Source organism: Pseudomonas quebecensis, assembly GCF_026410085.1.
Taxonomy (GTDB): Bacteria; Pseudomonadota; Gammaproteobacteria; order Pseudomonadales; family Pseudomonadaceae; genus Aquipseudomonas; species Aquipseudomonas quebecensis.
On sequence record NZ_CP112866.1, the window covers coordinates 4,828,727 to 4,848,057 of the forward strand.

17 protein-coding genes are annotated in these 19,331 nt (G+C 63.7%); 16 read left to right on the top strand and 1 reads right to left on the bottom strand.

Annotated features, from left to right (window positions below):
* The first annotated feature begins 163 nt into the window (after positions 1-163).
* The 4 genes from OSC50_RS22480 to trxC all read left to right on the top strand — a co-directional run bounded on the left by OSC50_RS22480 (position 164) and on the right by trxC (position 7,373).
* Positions 164-1,906 (top strand): potassium/proton antiporter, encoded by a 1,743-nt coding sequence (locus OSC50_RS22480; protein ID WP_181080381.1) that lies wholly within the window; start codon positions 164-166, stop codon positions 1,904-1,906.
* A gap of 49 nt (positions 1,907-1,955) precedes the next feature.
* A complete protein-coding gene (gene mscK, locus OSC50_RS22485; RefSeq protein ID WP_181080380.1) occupies positions 1,956-5,339 on the top strand; it encodes a mechanosensitive channel MscK in 3,384 nt (1,127 codons plus the stop codon).
* A 48-nt stretch (positions 5,340-5,387) separates the two neighbouring features.
* Complete coding sequence (selO, locus tag OSC50_RS22490) at positions 5,388-6,851, top strand: protein adenylyltransferase SelO (protein ID WP_266245585.1); 1,464 nt, start codon at positions 5,388-5,390, stop codon at positions 6,849-6,851.
* Positions 6,852-6,938: 87 nt separating this feature from the next.
* Complete coding sequence (gene trxC / locus OSC50_RS22495; protein ID WP_181080378.1) at positions 6,939-7,373, top strand: thioredoxin TrxC; 435 nt, start codon at positions 6,939-6,941, stop codon at positions 7,371-7,373.
* A gap of 132 nt (positions 7,374-7,505) precedes the next feature.
* On the opposite strand, the gene OSC50_RS22500 is transcribed toward trxC, so the two are convergent.
* Positions 7,506-8,276 (bottom strand): ParA family protein, encoded by a 771-nt coding sequence (locus tag OSC50_RS22500; RefSeq protein ID WP_181080377.1) that lies wholly within the window; start codon positions 8,274-8,276, stop codon positions 7,506-7,508.
* A gap of 337 nt (positions 8,277-8,613) precedes the next feature.
* Here OSC50_RS22500 and OSC50_RS22505 point away from each other — a divergent pair, with 337 nt between their 5' ends.
* The 12 genes from OSC50_RS22505 to OSC50_RS22560 are packed head-to-tail and all read left to right on the top strand — an operon-like array spanning position 8,614 to position 19,326.
* Positions 8,614-9,333 carry a beta-ketoacyl synthase chain length factor gene (locus tag OSC50_RS22505; protein WP_253510092.1) on the top strand — a complete coding sequence of 240 codons (720 nt, stop codon included), beginning with the start codon at positions 8,614-8,616 and terminating at the stop codon, positions 9,331-9,333.
* On the top strand, positions 9,309-10,115 hold the full coding sequence (locus OSC50_RS22510; protein ID WP_266245583.1) for a lysophospholipid acyltransferase family protein: 807 nt from the start codon (positions 9,309-9,311) through the stop codon (positions 10,113-10,115). Before OSC50_RS22505 ends, OSC50_RS22510 begins: the two co-directional genes overlap by 25 nt.
* Positions 10,099-10,368, top strand: coding sequence for a phosphopantetheine-binding protein (locus OSC50_RS22515; RefSeq protein WP_253510088.1), 270 nt, complete (start codon positions 10,099-10,101; stop codon positions 10,366-10,368). Before OSC50_RS22510 ends, OSC50_RS22515 begins: the two co-directional genes overlap by 17 nt.
* A gap of 9 nt (positions 10,369-10,377) precedes the next feature.
* On the top strand, positions 10,378-10,632 hold the full coding sequence (locus OSC50_RS22520) for an acyl carrier protein (RefSeq protein ID WP_003187949.1): 255 nt from the start codon (positions 10,378-10,380) through the stop codon (positions 10,630-10,632).
* Positions 10,629-11,174: a COG4648 family protein gene (locus OSC50_RS22525; RefSeq protein WP_181080372.1), complete on the top strand. Its 546-nt coding sequence runs from the start codon at positions 10,629-10,631 to the stop codon at positions 11,172-11,174. Before OSC50_RS22520 ends, OSC50_RS22525 begins: the two co-directional genes overlap by 4 nt.
* Entirely contained in the window at positions 11,171-12,835 is a 1,665-nt protein-coding gene (locus tag OSC50_RS22530; RefSeq protein WP_181080371.1) for an acyl-CoA synthetase family protein, read from the top strand. Before OSC50_RS22525 ends, OSC50_RS22530 begins: the two co-directional genes overlap by 4 nt.
* Positions 12,828-13,562, top strand: coding sequence for a glycosyltransferase family 2 protein (locus OSC50_RS22535; protein ID WP_266245580.1), 735 nt, complete (start codon positions 12,828-12,830; stop codon positions 13,560-13,562). The genes OSC50_RS22530 and OSC50_RS22535 overlap by 8 nt, the downstream gene beginning before the upstream one ends.
* Positions 13,559-14,494 carry a lysophospholipid acyltransferase family protein gene (locus OSC50_RS22540; RefSeq protein WP_266245578.1) on the top strand — a complete coding sequence of 312 codons (936 nt, stop codon included), beginning with the start codon at positions 13,559-13,561 and terminating at the stop codon, positions 14,492-14,494. The genes OSC50_RS22535 and OSC50_RS22540 overlap by 4 nt, the downstream gene beginning before the upstream one ends.
* Positions 14,478-16,019 (top strand): HAL/PAL/TAL family ammonia-lyase, encoded by a 1,542-nt coding sequence (locus OSC50_RS22545; RefSeq protein ID WP_181080369.1) that lies wholly within the window; start codon positions 14,478-14,480, stop codon positions 16,017-16,019. The genes OSC50_RS22540 and OSC50_RS22545 overlap by 17 nt, the downstream gene beginning before the upstream one ends.
* Positions 16,012-16,437, top strand: a complete 426-nt coding sequence (locus OSC50_RS22550; RefSeq protein ID WP_034095527.1) for an acyl-CoA thioesterase — start codon at positions 16,012-16,014, stop codon at positions 16,435-16,437. The genes OSC50_RS22545 and OSC50_RS22550 overlap by 8 nt, the downstream gene beginning before the upstream one ends.
* Positions 16,434-17,024, top strand: coding sequence for an outer membrane lipoprotein carrier protein LolA (locus OSC50_RS22555; protein ID WP_266245575.1), 591 nt, complete (start codon positions 16,434-16,436; stop codon positions 17,022-17,024). The genes OSC50_RS22550 and OSC50_RS22555 overlap by 4 nt, the downstream gene beginning before the upstream one ends.
* The gene (locus tag OSC50_RS22560; protein ID WP_266245573.1) at positions 17,014-19,326 is read left to right on the top strand and encodes an MMPL family transporter; all 2,313 of its coding nucleotides are present in this window, start codon (positions 17,014-17,016) and stop codon (positions 19,324-19,326) included. The genes OSC50_RS22555 and OSC50_RS22560 overlap by 11 nt, the downstream gene beginning before the upstream one ends.
* Positions 19,327-19,331 lie beyond the last annotated feature (5 nt).

Consider the following 19,331-nt stretch of genomic DNA (forward strand, 5'->3'; position numbering starts at 1 on the left):
GCTTGAAAAATCTGGGAGAGGCTTGCCCCTCCCCCATTTGGATCCAGGTGAATCACAAAAGCTTTTTGACAGGGCGGCAATTCAACAGGTTAGAATCCCTGGCACGCAGACTGCATGGTCAGTTTGCGCCTCGTCTTATGTATCTGCTTATGGAGTACTGCCTTTGAATGCGACGACCATCAACAGCCTGTTCTTGATCGGCGCGTTGCTGGTAAGTGCGAGCATTCTGGTCAGTTCTCTTTCTTCACGCCTGGGCATCCCGATCCTGGTGATCATCCTGGCCGTGGGCATGGTCGCCGGCGTCGACGGCGGCGGCATCATCTTCGACAACTACCCGACCGCCTACCTGGTGGGCAACCTCGCACTGGCCGTGATCCTGCTCGACGGCGGCCTGCGAACCCGAGTGGCGAGTTTCCGCGTGGCGCTCTGGCCGGCTTTATCGCTGGCCACGGTCGGGGTGTTGATCACCACCGGCCTTACCGGCATGGCGGCGGCCTGGCTGTTCAACCTCAACATTATCCAAGGCTTGCTGATCGGCGCGATTGTCGGTTCCACGGACGCCGCAGCGGTGTTCTCACTGCTGGGCGGCAAGGGCCTGAATGAGCGGGTCAGCGCCAGCCTGGAAATCGAATCCGGCAGCAACGACCCGATGGCGGTGTTCCTCACCGTCACCCTGATCGACATGCTCGCCAGCGGCCAGACCGGCCTGCACTGGAGCCTGCTGACACATTTGGTGCGCGAATTCGGCATCGGTGGCCTGGTCGGCCTGGGTGGCGGTTGGCTGATGCTGCAATTGGTCAATCGTATCAACCTGGCCACCGGCCTCTATCCGATCCTGGTGATCGCCGGCGGCCTGTTCGTTTTCGCCTTGACCAACGCCTTCCACGGCAGCGGCTTCCTCGCCGTGTACCTCTGCGGCCTCGTCATCGGTAACCGCCCGGTGCGCAGCCGGCATGGCATCTTGCATATGCTCGATGGCATGGCCTGGCTGGCGCAGATCGGCATGTTCCTGGTGCTGGGCCTGCTGGTCACGCCCCATGACCTGCTGCCGATCGCCCTGCCGGCCCTGGGCCTGGCGCTGTGGATGATCCTGTTCGCGCGGCCGCTGTCGGTGATGGTTGGCCTGTTGCCGTTCAAGGCCTTCCACGGCCGCGAAAAAGCCTTCATCGCCTGGGTCGGCCTGCGCGGCGCGGTGCCGATCATCCTGGCGGTGTTCCCGCTGATGGCCGGCCTGCCCCATGCGCAGCTGTACTTCAACCTGGCGTTCTTTATCGTGCTGGTGTCGCTGCTGGTGCAGGGCACGAGCCTGCCGTGGGTGGCCAAGCTGCTCAAGGTCACCGTTCCGCCGGACCCGGCGCCGATCTCCCGCGCGGCACTCGAGGTCCACGTCACCAGCGAGTGGGAGTTGTTCGTCTACCGCCTGGGCGCGGAAAAATGGTGCATCGGCGCGGCCCTGCGTGAGCTGAAAATGCCCGAAGGCACGCGCATCGCTGCGCTGTTTCGTGGCCAACAACTGCTCCATCCGTCGGGTAGTACGGTGCTGGAAGTCGGCGATCTGCTCTGTGTCATCGGCCACGAACACAACCTGCCGGCCCTGGGCAAACTGTTCAGCCAGGCGCCGCAACGTGGCCTGGACCTGCGCTTCTTCGGCGACTTCGTCCTCGAAGGCGACGCCCAACTGGGTGCGGTATCGGCGCTGTACGGCCTCAAACTCGACGGCATCGATCCGGACATGCCGCTGAGCCGATTCATCACCCAGAAAGTCGGCGGCGCCCCGGTGGTGGGCGACCAGGTGGAGTGGAACAACACCATCTGGACCGTCGCGGTCATGGACGGGAACAAGATCGGCAAAGTCGGCGTCAGATTCCCCGAAGGAAGTCGCCCGGGCCCCGGGCTCTTCCTCTAAACTGCGGGGCGACAATGCCCCCGATTCTTCACTTGCTCGACCGGTCTCTATGCCAATCCTGCGCACTTTTCTCGCCACTGCCCTGCTGGGCCTGACTCTTTGTGTCGGCAGCGTCTACGCCGCCGACCCTCCCAGCGCCGACGCCATCCAGCAATCCCTGGACAAACTGCCCGACCGCAAGCTGCCCGACGCCGACATGAAGGCGTTGCAGGCGATCCTGCAGCAGACGCTGACTTACCTGAGCAACAAGCAGGATTACGAGCAGCGCCTGGCCGACCTCAAGCGCCAGCTGGAAAACGCGCCACGCGAGACCGCCGATAACCAGCGCGAGCTGGCCCGACTCAAGGCCACCAAAATCGTGCCCGTGGCCCAGCGCTACGCCACGTTGCCGGTGCCGCAGCTCGAACAACTGCTGGTGCAGCGCAGCACCCAGCAAGGCGACCTGCAAAAAGAGCTGGCCGACGCCAATAGCCTGACCATCGCCGCCCAGACCCGCCCCGAGCGGGCGCAGACCGAAATCAGCAGCAGCCAGACGCGCATCCAGCAGATCAATACAATCCTCAAGACCGGCAAGGACAATGGCAAAGCCCTCAGTGGCGACCAGCGCAACCAGCTGAACGCTGAACTCGCCGCCTTGAACGCATTGATCCCGTTGCGCCGCCAGGAACTGGCCGGCAACAGCCAATTGCAAGACCTGGGCAACAGCCAGCACGACCTGATCCAGGAAAAAACCGCGCGCCTGGAGCAGGAAATCCAGGACCTGCAAACCCTGATCAACCAGAAGCGCCTGGCCCAATCGCAGCAAACCGTTACCCAGCAGTCCATCGAAGCGCAGAAAGCCGGCGGCAGCAGCCTGCTGGCCACCGAAAGCGCGGCCAACCTGAAGCTCTCGGACTACCTGCTCAAAAGCACCGACCGCCTCAACGACCTGACCCAGAAAAACCTGCAGACCAAGCAGCAGCTGGACACCGTCACCCAGAGCGACTCGGCGCTGGACGAGCAGATCAACGTGCTCAAGGGCAGCCTGCTGCTCTCCAAGATTCTTTATAAGCAAAAACAGGCATTGCCGCGTCTGACGGTGGACCGCGACCTGGCGGACGATATCGCCAACATTCGTCTGTACCAGTTCGAGGTCAACCAGCAGCGCGAGCTGATCAGCTCCCCCAGTGCCTATGTGGACAACCTGCTGACCAATCAGCCACCGGACGAAGTGACCCCGCAACTGCGGCGCACCCTGCTGGAACTGGCGATTACCCGCAGCGACCTGCTCGAACGCCTGAGCCGCGAGTTAAGCGCGCTGCTGAACGAATCCATCACCCTGCAACTGAACCAGAAACAACTGCTCAGCACCGCCACCACCCTGCGCGCCACGCTGGACGAACAGATGTTCTGGATCCCCAGCAACAAGCCGCTGGACACTGAGTGGCTGGAAACCGTGCCGGCGCACCTGAGCAAGCAAGTCACCACCCTGCCCTGGGCCTCCAGCGTCAGCGAATTGTATGACGGCCTGATCCAGCGCCCGCTGCTGTTTCTGCCATTGCTGCTGTTGATCGGCGCGCTGCTGTGGCGCCGCAAGGCCCTGTATCAGCGCCTGAACAAGGTGCACCTGGACATCGGCCACTTCAAGCGCGACAGCCAGTGGCACACGCCGCAGGCCATCCTGATCAACATTCTGCTGGCCATGCCGGTGTCCCTGGGCCTGGCCTTGTGCGGCTACGCGCTGCAGATCGACGCCCGAGGGCAGAACGCCAACCTGGGTTCGGCGCTGCTGCAGCTGGCCCAGGCGTGGCTGGTGTTCTACACCGCTTACCGGATTCTGGCGCCGGGCGGCGTGGCCGAATTGCACTTCCGCTGGGAAAAACCCCAGGTTGAATTCCTCCAAGGCTGGGTGCGCAAGCTCGGGTTGGTGGTGCTGGCACTCGTGGCGGTGGTAGCTATCGCCGAACACCAGCCGGCGGCGCTGGCCGACGATGTGCTGGGCATCGGCGTGGTGCTGACCTGCTACGCGTTGATGGCCTGGCTGCTGGGTCGCCTGCTGCTCTATAGCCCGACCCACGAAAAAGCCTCGCTGTTTCGCAAAGCCGTGGGCCTGTTGTTCACCGCGCTGCCCGTCGCGCTGTTTATCGCGGTGTGCTTCGGCTACTACTACACCGCTCTCAAGCTCAGCGACCGTTTGATCAATACCCTGTACCTGCTGATGCTCTGGCTGGTGATCGAAGCCACCTTTGTGCGCGGCCTCGGTGTCGCGGCGCGGCGCCTGGCTTATTCGCGTGCCCTGGCCAAACGCCAGGCTGCCAAGGAAGCCGGCGAAGGCGAAGCGGTGATCGAAGAACCGACCCTGGACATCGAACAGGTCAACGAACAGTCCATGCGCCTGATCCGCCTGGCCTTGCTCGGCGGCTTCATCGCGGCCCTGTACTGGGTGTGGTCGGACCTGATCTCGGTATTTTCCTACCTGGACAACGTCACCCTGTACGAATACACCAGCGGCACCGGCGCGAATATCAGCATGGTGCCCATCAGCATCGGCGACTTGCTCGGCGCGCTGATCATCATTGGCATCACCTTCGCCCTGGCGCGCAACCTGCCCGGCCTGCTGGAAGTGCTGGTGCTGTCCAAACTGGACCTGGCCCAGGGCAGCGCCTACGCCACCACCACCTTGCTGTCCTACATCATTGCCGGCGTGGGTTTTGTTTCGACCCTGTCCACCCTCGGCGTGAGCTGGGACAAGCTGCAATGGCTGGTGGCCGCGCTGTCGGTGGGCCTGGGCTTCGGCATGCAGGAAATTTTTGCCAACTTTATTTCCGGCATCATGATCCTGTTCGAACGCCCGGTGCGCATCGGCGACACCATCACCATCGGCAACCTGTCGGGCACGGTGAGCAAGATCCGCATCCGCGCCACCACCATCACCGATTTCGACCGCAAGGACATCATTGTCCCGAACAAAACGTTTATCACCGGGCAACTGATCAACTGGTCGCTGACCGACACCATCACCCGCGTCACGCTGAAACTGGGCGTGGACTACGGCTCCGACCTGGACCTGGTGAAGGAACTGCTGCTCAAGGCCGCGAGGGAAAACCCACGGGTTCTGAAAGATCCGGAACCCCATGTGTACTTCCTCAACTTCGGCGAAAGCACTCTGGACCACGAACTGCGCATGCACGTGCGCGACCTGGGCGACCGCAACCCGGTACTGGACGAGGTCAACCGCTATATCAACCGTGAGTTCAAGAAACAGCACATCAACATCTCGTTCCGGCAGATGGAGGTGTACCTCAAGAACATGCACGGCCAGGAATATAAGCTGGTGCCGGTCGAGGACGAGCGCAAGACCATCGCCGCCTCGACGCCGGAGCAGGACGCACCCGAGCCGCCCGCCGGAAAAGTCCAGGATGCACCTGAACCGCCACCGAGCAAACTCGACTAACGCATCCAGCCCCAGCAAAATGCGGGGGCATTCTGCTGGAGATGGCCGGTGAAAGCCCTCGATGAACTGACCTTCGACAACCGCTTCGCCCGTTTGGGCGACGCGTTCTCAACCCACGTTCTGCCCGAGCCCCTCGACGAGCCACGCCTGGTGGCGGCAAGCAATGCGGCCATGGGCCTGCTCGACCTCGACCCGGCGGTAGCGGCAACGCCGGTGTTTGCCGAACTGTTCGGTGGCCACAAGCTGTGGGCCGAAGCCGAACCGCGGGCGATGGTGTATTCCGGGCACCAGTTCGGCGGCTACACGCCGCAACTCGGCGACGGCCGTGGGTTGCTGTTGGGCGAGGTGTACAACGAAGCCGGCGAACACTGGGACCTGCACCTCAAGGGCGCGGGGATGACACCCTACTCGCGCATGGGGGATGGCCGCGCGGTCCTGCGCTCGTCGATTCGCGAGTTCCTGGCGTCCGAAGCGCTGCACGCCCTGGGCATTCCCACCAGCCGCGCGCTGTGCGTGATCGGCTCCGACACGCCGGTATGGCGCGAGAAGCAAGAGCGCGGCGCAATGGTCCTGCGCCTGGCGCCCAGCCACATCCGCTTCGGGCATTTCGAATATTTTTATTACACCAAGCAGCCCGAGCAGCAGGCGCAACTGGCCGAACACGTGTTGAACCTGCACTACCCCGAATGCCGCGAACAGCCCGAGCCGTACCTGGCGATGTTCCGCGAAATCGTCGAACGCAATGCCGAGCTGATCGCCAAATGGCAGGCCTATGGTTTCTGCCACGGTGTGATGAACACTGACAACATGTCGATCCTGGGCATCACTTTCGATTACGGGCCGTTTGCGTTTCTGGATGATTTTGACGCGCATTTCATCTGCAACCATTCCGATCATGAAGGGCGCTATTCCTTCAGCAACCAAGTGCCGATTGGCCAGTGGAACCTCAGCGCGCTGGCCCAGGCGCTCACGCCGTTTATCAGCGTGGACGCCTTGAAGGAAGCGCTTGGCCTGTACCTGCCGTACTACCAGGCCCACTACCTGGACCTGATGCGCCGCCGATTGGGGCTGACCACCGCCGAGGACGACGACCAGAAGCTGGTCGAGCGGTTGCTCAAGCTGATGCAGAACAGCGGCGTGGATTACACACTGTTCTGGCGCCGCCTGGGGGATGAATCGGCAGCGCTGGCGGTGGCCAAGCTGCGCGATGATTTTGTCGACATGGCCGGGTTCGATGCCTGGGCGGAACTGTATAAAGCCCGTGTAGCGCGGGACGGGGACTACAGCGAAGAACAGCGTCGTGGACGGATGCACGCGGTAAACCCGCTGTACATCCTGCGCAATTACCTGGCGCAAAACGCCATTACCGCCGCCGAGTCAGGTGACTACAGCGAAGTACGGCGGCTGCACGAGGTGCTTTCCAAGCCGTTTGAGGAGCAGCCCGGCATGGAACAGTACGCGCAACGGCCGCCGGATTGGGGTAAGCATCTGGAGATCAGTTGTTCGTCGTGAAATCGAGAGGTCGACGCATGCTGGCTACCTTGATAAACACCGGCGGCGGCGCCAAATAAAATCCATTGGCCATCCCAGGAGCCCACCATGTCCGAACCTCTCGTCATCCCTTGCCCCCATTGCAACGGCCTCAACCGCATCCCCGGCGAACGTCTGGGTGATGCGCCCAAGTGCGGGCGCTGCAAGCAAGCGGTGCTACTGAGCAAGCCTTTCGAGTTGAAGCAAGGCGACTACGCCAGTCAGATCAAGGGCGATCTGCCACTATTGGTGGATGTGTGGGCCGACTGGTGCGGGCCGTGCAAGTCGTTTGCGCCGGTGTTTGAGCAGGCGGCCGGGCAGCTGGAAGGCAAGTGCCGGCTGGCCAAGCTGGACAGCGAAGCCAACCAGCCGTTGTCGGCGCAACTGGGGATTCGGTCGATACCCAGTCTGATTCTGTTCAAAAACGGCCGTGAAGTGGCGCGCCAGAGCGGGGCGTTCCCGCTGCCGCAATTAATGAGCTGGTTGCGTAGCCAGGGGATATAACCGGACCGACACAATGCTGGACACTGTGGGAGGGGCTTGCCCCCGATGCGGAGGGTCAGCTCCAAATGAGTTAGCTGGCAATACGCTATCGGGGCAAGCCCCTCCCGCCTTGGATCTGTGTGGCGCTTGAGCTCAGGTGCCTTCCAGCAGGTTATGCAGCTCCACAAATTGTTGGGTCAGCTTGTGCCGTGGGTCAAGGTGGATCAGCGGCCGGCTTTCCTGGTGCGATTCGCGCATGCGCACGGAGCTGGCCAGGTACACGGGCAGCACCGGCAGGCCTTCGGCGATCAACTCGTCGAGCATCTGCTGCGGCAGGCTGGCGCGGGCCTGGAACTGGTTGACCACGATGCCTTCCACTTCCAGCCCTTCGTTGTGGTCTTCCTTCAATTCTTCGATTTCCGCCAGCAGACCATACAGGGCCTGGCGCGAGAAGCTGTCACAGTCGAAGGGGATCAACACGCGATCAGCGGCAATCAGCGCCGAAACCGCATAAAAATTCAATGCCGGGGGCGTATCCAGGTAAATCCGGTCGTAATCTTCGCCCAGTTCATCCAGCAGCTTTCGCAACTTGTTGATCTTGTGTTTGGCTTCGAGTTTGGGTTGCAGGTCTGCCAGTTCGGCGGTGGCGGTGATCACATGAAGGTTGTCGAACGGCGTTTCGTAGATATCCACCTTGTTCTTCTTGGAAAACGGCCCGGAAGACAGGGTCTGCTTGAAAAAATCGGCGATTCCCATGGGGATGTCGTCGCCGGTCAAGCCGGTGAGGTACTGGGTTGAATTGGCTTGTGCATCCAGGTCCACCAACAGGGTTCGATAGCCTTCGCTGGCGCTGACCGCCGCCAGGTTGCAGGCGATGCTGGATTTACCCACGCCGCCTTTCTGATTGAACACCACACGCCGCATGGAAAAACCTCCGTGTATCAATGAATGTCCGAGTGTAGAGGGCAAAAGCGCCTGTTAGCTACCTCGTTCATCCATGCAGTGCCGCATCGACAGAACGCAGTCGTATGACACACACGAATGATTCGGAACGGTCTGACAATCCAACCAGCGCTTGGGTAACGGACAATCTGTCAATCTTTCCCGTGATTTTGTAATCGACCTTGAACATTTTTTTACCAATGTTTGCTAGAACCCCACGGCACCCGGATAATGCGCGCCATTCGGCGCTTGCTCCCTGTCCCGGTATTCGGGGCCAAATGCCGCACATGGAAGCCCGCAGGGGCGGGATAACTTCTCAGTGATCAACTTCAACATCGCCCAATGGCGCGCCTGGGCTCCTGGCCTGGAGAGTGCGGACGACTGGCACGCCTGGTGCAAGGCCCCGGTGTTGCTGCCCGAAAGCGAAGCCTCTCCCGACGTGTCATTTCTGCCAGCCATTCAACGCCGACGCCTGAGCCGCCTGGCGCGCATGGCTTTCAGTGTGGGTTGGCCGCTGGCCGAGGGCCTGCAGGACCTGCCGCTGGTATTTGTGTCGCGCCACGGCGAAACCCCGCGCACCCTCGACATCCTCAGCGACCTGGCCCACGAACAGCCATTGTCGCCGACCCAGTTCAGCCTGTCGGTGCACAACGCAGTGATCGGCCTGTGGTCGATCCTGCGCAATGAAACCAGCGAAATGACCGCCCTCGCCGCCGCCGGCGACGGCCTGGAACACGGCCTGCTCGAAGCCGCCGCGTTGCTCAATGAAGGCGCACCGGCGGTGTTGCTGGTGATCACCGAAGAGCAGCCGCCCGCCGCCTATGCCAGCTGGATCCATGACGTGCCCTTCCCCTACGCGCTTGGCCTGCTGCTCACCCCAGGCGACGAGTGGCAACTGGAACTCACCACCGGCACTGTCCAAGCCACTCAAACCCAGTGGCCCCACGCCCTGAACCTGCTGCGCACCCTGCTCACCGACCAGGGCGCGTGCCAACATGCCTGGAAGAACCGCGTATGGAATTGGCAACGCACGCCATGACCGACAAGCCAAGGGACGCCTACTACTGGCGCCTGTGCGCCACGGCCGCCAGTTTTGCGCTGTTCGGTGTCGGCGGGCTGTGCCTGCGCCTGCTGGTGTTTCCCCTGCTCAATTGCCTGCCGGGCAGCGCGGCCCGGCATCGAGGTCGTGCGCGGCACATGATCAGTTGGCTGTTCTGGTTCTTCATTGGTCTGATGCAACGCGCCGGCGTGCTGACCTACAGCGTCGAAGGCGCCGAAAAACTTGGTCGCCCCGGCCAGATGATCATTGCCAATCACCCTTCGCTGATCGATGTGGTGTTCCTGATCGGCCTGGTACGCCAGGCCAATTGTGTGGTCAAGCAGAGCCTGTGGCAGAACCCCTTTACCCGCGGGCCGGTACGCGACGCCGGATATATCAGCAACGACGGCAGCGCCGAGATGCTCGACGCCGCCGCCGGCGCCCTGCAAAGCGGGCAAACCCTGATCATCTTCCCCGAAGGCACCCGCACCACGCCCGGCGCTGCGCCGGCCTTTCATCGCGGGGGCGCCGCCATTGCCCTGCGAGGTGCGACAATCATCACCCCCGTCGTGATCAAAGTCAGCCCCAGCACCCTGACCAAGGCCGAACCCTGGTATCGCATCCCCAAACGCCGCGTGCACTTCAGTTTGCGGGTCGGGGCCGATATAGAACCACAGGCGTTCGCAACTCTGGGGCCCGCGCCCCAGGCTTCACGCAAGCTCAACGATTACCTGCATCACTATTTCACTAAGGAGCTCGCCGAAGATGAGCGACCAACGTAGCCTTGAGCACGACATAAAGATGCTGATCATCGAGGCCCTGGGCCTGGAAGACATCAGCGCCGACGACATCGGCAGCGATCAAACCCTGTTCGGCGAAGGCCTGGGCCTGGATTCGGTAGACGCCCTGGAACTGGGCCTGGCGATCCAGAAAACGTACGGCATCAAGATCGATGCCGACGCCAAGGACACCCGCAATCACTTCACCAACGTGGCCAGCCTTGCGGCGTTCGTCACGGCCAGACAGGCAGCTTGAGACCGGACCATGCAAACTCGTGACGATATTTTCAACACCCTGCGCGATGCCTTGGTGGAACTGTTTGAACTGCCCCCGGAGCGCGTCACCCTCGACGCCAACCTGTATCAGGACCTGGAAATCGACAGCATCGATGCGGTGGACCTGATCGACCATATCAAGCGCCAGACCGGCAAGAAGATCGCCGCCGAGGAATTCAAGGCGGTGCGCACTGTGAACGATGTGGTTGAGGCGGTGTACCGTCTGGTCCAACCGGCCGCATGAGCCGGCTGATTGGCCTTGGCCTGTTGCTGGCGGGGCTGTTGTACCCCTTCGCGGTGTATTACGGCACCGAGCATTTTGCGCCGTGGCAATTCGGCCTGCTGCTGGGCGGCCTGTGGCTGTTGCGGGCGCTCACCGCCGCGCGCAGACCCGGCAGCCGCTGGATGGCGGTGGCGGTGATCGTGTTCTGCCTGCTGCTGGCCTGGTTCGACAACCCGCAGCTGCTGCGCTGGTACCCGAGCCTGGTCAGCGCGTTCATGCTCACGCTGTTCGGCTTGAGCCTGAAATACGGCCCGCCGATGGTTGAACGCCTGGCGCGCATGACGGAACCGGAGCTGCCACCCGAAGCCATCGTGTACACGCGCCAGGTCACCGTGGTCTGGAGTGTCTTTTTCTTGGTTAATGGCCTGCTCGCGGCCGCCCTCACCTTGTGGGCACCGCTGAGCTGGTGGACGTTGTACAACGGCCTGATCGCCTACGGGCTGATGGGGCTGCTGTTTGCCGTGGAATGGCTGGTACGACAAAGGGTGCGGGGCCGCATATGAATTGGTTGAACCTTGAGCATCTGTTGCTTGAGCCGGTGGCGCAGCGTTCGGTGTGCGCCAACCTGAATCACGCCCAACTGCGCGACCAGGCCCTGTGCCTGGCCGCCGGGCTGCAACGCCGTGGCATCCAGCGCCTGGCCGTACACCTGGAAGATGCCGGCCTGCTGGCGATCGCCCTGCTGGGCGCCTGGCGTGCCGGGGTCAGCGTGCTGCTGCCCGCCGACCTGCAACCCCAGACCCGTCAACGCTGGGACGAATGCGTGGATGCCTGGCTGACCGAGGCCGCTGACCTTGACGCCGTGTATCAGTCGCCCCTGAACCCGGCCGCGCTGGACCTGGACACCTGCCAACTGAGCCTGTGCACCTCCGGCTCCAGCGGCGAACCCAAGCGCATCGACAAGACCCTGCGCCAGTTGGCCAACGAAGTGCAGGCCCTGGAAACCCTATGGGGCGCCGACCTCGACGGTGCCTGCATCATCGGCAGTGTCGCCACGCAGCATATCTACGGCTTGCTGTTCCGTGTGCTGTGGCCGCTGTGTGCCGGTCGCACGTTTGTGCGTCAGCAACTGGCCTTCCCCGAAGATTTACAGCGCGCCAGCCGCGAACACACACGGTTTGCCTGGGTGGCCAGCCCGGCGTTGCTCAAGCGCATGGGCGACAACCTTGATTGGCCGGCGCTGAGCCAGGTAGCGCGCGTGTTCTCCTCCGGCGGCGCGTTGCCGATGGAAGCCGCCGGCAGTCTGTATGAACGCCTGCAGCAATGGCCGACGGAAATCCTCGGCAGCTCGGAAACCGGCGGCATTGCCTGGCGCCAGGGCAATCAACCCTGGCAGCCGTTTGCCGATGTGCACCTGAGCCAGGACGCCGACGGCGCCCTGCGCATCGCTTCGCCGTACCTGCCGGCCGGGCATATCGAACAGACCGCCGACGCCGCGCGCCTGCATGCCGATGGCCGCTTCGAGCTGCTGGGGCGTCTGGATCGCATCGTCAAACTGGAAGAAAAACGCATCTCCCTGCCCATGCTCGAACAGGCGTTGATGGCCCACCCGTGGGTGGCCGAAACACGGTTGGGCGTGGTCGAGGAAAACCGCGCGTCCCTCGGCGCCCTCGTGGTGTTAAGCGCCGCCGGTGTGCACGCCCTGCGCAATCAGGGGCGGCGCAGCGTCACCCAGACCCTGCGCCAGCACTTGAGCCAACATTGCGAAGCCCTGGCCCTGCCGCGCCGCTGGCGCCTGCTGAGCCAACTGCCACTCAACGCCCAAGGCAAACTGCCCCAGGCCGACGTGGCGGCGCTGCTCATGGCGCCACGGCCGAAGGCACCGCAGGTGTTGGAACAGGTTGAAATCGACGGCGAATGGACGCTGCAATTGAGCGTACCGCCGGACCTGGCGTATTTCAGCGGGCACTTTCCGGTCACACCGGTTCTGCCGGGGGTGGTGCAAGTGGAATGGGCGTTCAACCTCGGCCGACAACTGCTCGACCTGCCGCCGACCTTTGCCGGCATGGAAGTGCTCAAGTTCCAGCAACTGGTACGCCCCGGCGACCAGATCGAACTGCACCTGCGTTTCGACACAGAGCGCGGCAAATTGTATTTCGCCTATCGCAACGACGTCGCCGCGTGCTCCAGTGGCCGCATTCTGCTGGAACCTGCCCATGCATAACCCCTGCGCCCTGATCCCGGTCTATAACCACGAAGCCGCCGTGCCCGCCGTGGTCCATAGCCTGTTGAACAGCGGCCTGCCGTGCCTGTTGGTGGACGATGGCAGCAGCCCGGCCTGCGCAGCGGTGCTGGCGCAACTGGCGCGGCTGGAGAATGTCACCCTGCTGACCCTGCCGACCAACCAGGGCAAAGGCGGCGCGGTGATGGCGGGCTTTCGCGAAGCGGCGCGCCTGGGCTTCAGTCATGCCTTGCAGGTCGATGCCGACGGCCAACACGACCTGCGCGAAGTCGAGACCTTTATCGACGCCTCTCGCCGCCAGCCCGACGCGCTGATCTGCGGCTACCCCGAATACGACGAAAGCGTGCCCAAAGGCCGGCTGTACGCGCGTTACCTGACCCACGTATGGGTATGGATCAATACCCTGTCGCTGCAGATCCGCGACTCGATGTGCGGCTTTCGCGTGTACCCGCTGGCGCCGGTGTTGGCCCTGATGGAGTCGGCCTACATCGGCACGCACATGGATTTTGATTCCGACATCCTGGTGCGTCTGGCCTGGCGCAACCAGCCCATGCGCTGGCTGCCGACGCAGGTGCACTACCCGGCCGACGGCCTGTCGCACTTTCGCCTGTTGCGCGACAACGTGCGCATCAGCGCCATGCATGCGCGGCTGTTCTTCGGCATGCTGGTGCGCGCGCCGATGATCCTGTGGCGGCGGTGGCAGGCATGAGCGACAGCACCAAGCACTGGGCCGACCGCGAAGAACGCGGCAGCTATTGGCTGATGAAACTCACCGCGTTCGCCGCCAAAGTGCTGGGCCGGCGCCTGCTGAGCCCGGTGCTGTACGGCATCGTGTTGTACTTCTTCGTGTTCGGCCGCACCGCGCGCCAGAGCGCCTGGCAGTACCAGCAGCGCCTGGCCGAGTGGAGCGGGCGCACTGAATTGCGCCCCTCCCATAGAAAAGTCTTCGGCCAGTTCATGGCCTTCGCCGACGCCTTGCTCGACAAGCTCGATGTGTGGAACGGCAAGCTGCGCATCGAACAGATCGACATCGACGACCCGGCCAAACTACGCGGGCAATTGCGCGGCGAGCGCGGGCAGATGCTGGTGGGGGCACACCTTGGCAATCTGGAAGTGTGCCGCGCGCTGGCGGAGATCGGCGAACAGGTGACCATGAACGTGCTGGTGCACACCAAGCACGCCGAACGCTTCAACCGTCTGCTGGGCGAAGCCGGCGCGACCCATTTGCGCCTGATTCAGGTCAGCGAGCTGGACCCGGCCACCATGCTGCTGCTCAGCCAGCGCTTGGACGACGGCGAATGGCTGGCGATCGCCGGCGACCGCGTGCCGCTGCACGGCGGGCGCACGGTGCGCGTGGATTTCCTCGGGCACGCCGCCGCATTTCCCCAGGGCCCTTGGCTCTTGGCCGGCCTGCTCAACTGCCCGGTGAACCTGCTGATGTGCCTCAAGCACAATGGCCGTTATCGCCTGACCATCGAACCGTTCGCGCCATCGATCGAATGGAAACGCAGCACCCGCGAGCAGGTCATCGCCCAGTGGACCTCACGCTACGCCGCGCGCCTGGCCGATTTCTGCCTGGAAGCGCCCCAACAATGGTTCAACTTTTACCCTTTCTGGAAGACCGATGACGACGCATCTTGAGCCGGTAACCTTTGGCGAACGCCCCCTGCGCATCGAAGACGTGCTGGCCCTGGCCAACCGTCAGGTACCTACCCAGCTGCAAAGCGACGCGGCCTATCGCCAGCGCATCGCCAAGGGCGCGCAGTTCCTCGACTCGCTGCTGGACAAGGAAGGCGTGATCTACGGCGTGACCACCGGCTACGGCGACTCGTGCGTGGTGGCGGTGCCGTTGCAGCACGTCGAAGCCCTGCCCCGTCATCTGTATACCTTCCACGGCTGCGGCCTGGGGCAGTTACTCGACGCCCAGGCCACCCGCGCCGTGCTGGCCGCGCGCTTGCAGTCGCTGTGCCACGGCGTGTCCGGGGTACGCGTTGAGTTACTGGAGCGTCTGCAAGCGTTTCTGGAACACGACGTGCTGCCGCTGATCCCGCAGGAAGGTTCGGTGGGCGCCAGCGGCGACCTGACGCCGCTGTCCTATGTGGCGGCGACGCTGTCCGGCGAACGTGAGGTGCTGTTCCGTGGCGAACGCCGCGCGGCCGCCGATGTGCATCGCGAACTGGGTTGGCAACCGCTGGTGCTGCGCCCCAAGGAAGCCCTGGCCTTGATGAACGGCACCGCCGTAATGACCGGCCTGGCCTGCCTGGCGTTTGCCCGCGCCGACTATCTGCTGCAACTGGCCACGCGTATCACCGCGCTGAACGTGGTGGCGCTGCAAGGCAACCCCGAACACTTCGACGAGCGCCTGTTCGCCGCCAAGCCGCACCCGGGGCAGATGCAAGTCGCCGCCTGGCTGCGCAAGGACTTGGCGATTGATGCACCCACCGCGCCGCTGCACCGCTTGCAGGATCGCTATTCGCTGCGCTGCGCTCCCCATGTGCTCGGCGTGCTGGCCGACAGCCTGAATTGGCTGCGTTCGTTTATCGAAATCGAGCTGAACAGCGCCAACGACAACCCGATCATCGACGCCGAGGAAGAACGCGTACTGCACGGTGGGCATTTTTACGGCGGGCATATCGCCTTCGCCATGGACAGCCTCAAGACCCTGGTGGCCAACGTCGCCGACCTGCTCGACCGACAACTGGCCCTGCTGGTGGACGTGCGCTACAACCACGGCCTGCCGAGCAACCTGTCCGGCGCGCCGGCCGACCGCGCGATGATCAACCACGGCTTCAAGGCGGTGCAGATCGGCACCAGCGCCTGGACCGCCGAAGCGTTGAAAAACACCATGCCGGCCAGCGTGTTCTCGCGCTCCACCGAATGCCACAACCAGGACAAAGTCAGCATGGGCACCATCGCCGCCCGCGATGCGATCCGCGTGCTGGAGCTGACCGAACAGGTCGCCGCCGCCACGCTGCTGGCCGCCAACCAGGGCGTGTGGCTGCGCGCCCAGGCCGACGACGCGCGCCCGCTGCCACCGGCGCTGGCGGCCATGCACGCAGAACTGACCCAAGACTTCCCACCGGTGATCGAAGACCGCGCCCTGGAAGGCGAGCTGCGCCTGTGTCTGCAACGCATCGCCGAACAACATTGGAGGCTGCATGCGTAGTCAGGGCGTGTTGCACTGCGACACCGAGATCCTCGTGCCGTTTTTCGATGTCGACACCATGCACGTGGTGTGGCACGGGCACTATGTGAAATACCTGGAAGTGGCGCGCTGCGCGCTGCTGGACAAGATCGGCCACAACTACACGCACATGCTCGACTCGGGCTATGCCTGGCCGGTCATCGACATGCAACTGCGCTATGTGCGGGGGGCGGTGTTCGGCCAGACCCTCAATGTGCGCGCCAGCCTGGTGGAATGGGAGAACCGCTTGAAGGTCAACTACCTGATTACCGACCGGGCCAGCGGCGAGCGCCTGACCCGCGCCAGCACCGTGCAGGTGGCGGTAGAAATCGCCACTCGCGAGATGCAGCTGGCGTCCCCCAAAGTCTTCACCGACGCCGTCGACAGGGCCTTGTCATGAAACTGATCACCTTCCTCGGCGCATTGCTGCTGTCGCTTCAAGCCCAGGCCTTCGACCTGCAGCAACTCAGCGACCAGTTGGCCAAACCCTCGGTGATTCACGGCAGCTTCACCCAGGAAAAACACCTGCGCGCCCTGCCGCAGCCGTTGGTCAGCAAAGGCACCTTCGTCCTGGCCAAGAACCACGGCTTGCTATGGCTGCTCAAGACGCCGTTGCAACAGGATTACCGCATCAGCGCCCAAGGCATCGCCCGCCGTGATGCCAATGGCTGGCAGTTGCTGCCGAACAAGAGCGCCGGCGCCGAGCAGAATCGTTTGTTCCTCGCCGTGCTGCAAGGCGACAGCAGTGGCTTGCAACGTGACTTCGAGCTGCAACTGCAAGGCGAGGCCACGCAGTGGAAGCTCACGCTGATCCCGCGCTCGCTGCTGCTCAAGCAAGTGTTCACCCGGATCAACATCGAGGGTGGCGCGCTGGTGCAAACCATCGAACTGCTGGAAACCCAGGGCGACAGTACCGTATTGCGTATGCAGGACAGCACCGCCGATCAACCTTTGAGCGATGCGGAGCAACACGATTTTGCCCAGTGAGCGCCAGCTGCCGCGCCTGTTCCTGATCCTGCTGGTGGCCGTGCTGGCCCTGGCCGGCTGGCAGTGGCGCCACGGCGCGCCACTGTCGGCCAACCTGATGGAGCTGGTGCCCGGCAGCACGCCGAATGCTCTGGAGCAGCAGGCCGAGCAGCGCATGCAGGAGCCGCTGAACCGCGAGATGCTGGTACTGGTGGGCCACACCGACCGCCAGCAGGCGGTGGCCGTGGCCCGGCAATTGGGCGAACGCTGGCAGGCCAGCGGCCTGTTCGAAAAGGTGCAGTGGAACCTGCAGGCCGATCTACCGGCGCTGCGCGAGCAACTGCTGCGCGGACGCCTGGCGATGCTGTCGGCCAAGGACCGCGCGCAACTGATCGAGCATCCCGACGCTTTCATCCAGCAGCGTGTGCAAGCGCTGTTCGACCCCTTCAACGGCTTCAGCCTGGTGCCCAGCCAGGAGGATTGGCTGGGCCTGACCGGGCGCATCCAGAACAGCCAACCGCAACGTGGCGCGGTGCAGTTGGATATCGGCAGCGGTGCGCTGATTGCCGATGCCGACGGCAAGAGCTGGGTGCTGCTGCGCGCGCGCACCACCGGCAACGCCTTCGATATGCACCTGCCACTGCGCGTGGCGGACCTGCTCCAGGCCAGCCGCGCCGAGGCCGACGCACAGGGCGCGCAATTGCTGGCCGCCAGCGGCCTGCTGTACGCCGCCAACGGTCAGCAACAGGCCACTCGCGAAATCACCTGGGTTGGCGGCGGCGCGACCGTAGGCATTCTGTTGCTGCTGTTGCTGGCGTTCCGGCGCTGGCGCGTGCTGCTGGCGTTCGTGCCGGTACTGGTGGGCATGCTGTTCGGCGCGGTGGCCTGTGTGGCGCTGTTCGGCCATATGCATGTGATGACGCTGGTGCTGGGCTCGAGCCTGATCGGCGTGGCGGTGGATTACCCGCTGCACTACTTGTCCAAGAGTTGGAGCCTGCAACCGTGGCGCAGCTGGCCGGCGCTGCGCCTGACGTTACCGGGGCTGAGCCTGAGCCTGGCGACCAGTTGCATCGGCTACCTGGCGCTGGCCTGGACGCCGTTCCCGGCACTGACCCAGATCGCTGTGTTCTCCGCCGCCGGGCTGGTGGGGGCGTACCTGTCGGCGGTGTGCCTGTTGCCGGCGCTGCTCAACGGCGTCGAACTGCGCCCGGCGCACTGGCCGTTGCGCATCGCCGAACGTCTATGGCAGCTGCGCGCCGCGTTGCTCAAGCGCGTCCCCAGTGCGGTGTTACTGGCGTTGGTGCTGCTGTTCTGCGCCGGTGGCCTGTGGCAGTTGAATACCAAGAACGACATTCGCCAATGGATCGGCGCGCCGCCGCAGTTGCTACAGGAGGCCCAGGCCGTGGCGCGCATCACCGGGTTCCAGCCCACCAGCCAGTTCTTTCTGGTGCGCGCGCCGGACCAGCCCCAGTTGCTGGAGCGCCTGGACACCCTGGGCCAGCGTCTGGATCAATTGGTGAACACGGGCAAACTACAGGGCTACCTGGCACTCAACCAATTGGTCAGCCGCCCCGCCGAGCAACAGCAGGTGCGCGACGCATTGAACCGCCTGCCCCAGCATTGGCAGCCGCTGCTGGACCTCGGCGTGCCCGCCAGTGCCCTGCAGGCGGAAATCGCACAACTGCAGGCGCTGCCCACCGAAGACATCGACGCCGCACTGGCGGGCCCGCTGGCCGAACCCTGGCGCACACTGTGGCTGGGGCCGGTGGACGGCGGCGTGGCGGCGATGGTCAGCCTGCAAGGCTTGAACAACCCGGCGTTGCTGCACGCTCAGGCGGCGGACCTGCCGGGCGTGCAACTGGTGGATCGCCTGGGCGACCTGAACCGGGTGTTCGCCGCCACGCAGATCAGCGCCGCCGAATTGAAGCTGCTGTCGTGCGGGTTGATCGTCCTGCTGCTCATCATGCCGTTTGGTGTCGGCGGTGCCTTGCGCATCGTCGCACTGCCGCTGCTGGCCGCGCTGTGCAGCCTGGCCAGCCTCGGTTGGCTGGGCCAGCCGCTGACGCTGTTCAGCCTGTTCGGCCTGCTGCTGGTCACGGCGATCAGTGTCGACTACGCGATCCTGATGCGCGAACAGATCGGCGGCGCGGCGGTCAGCCTGCTGGGTACACTGCTGGCGGCGCTGACGACATGGCTATCGTTTGGTCTGCTGGCGGTGTCGAGTACACCGGCGGTGAGTAATTTCGGTCTATCGGTCAGCCTGGGCCTGGCGTTCAGCTTTATGCTGGCGCCCTGGGCCGGCCAACAGAAACATGCCTTATGAATGTG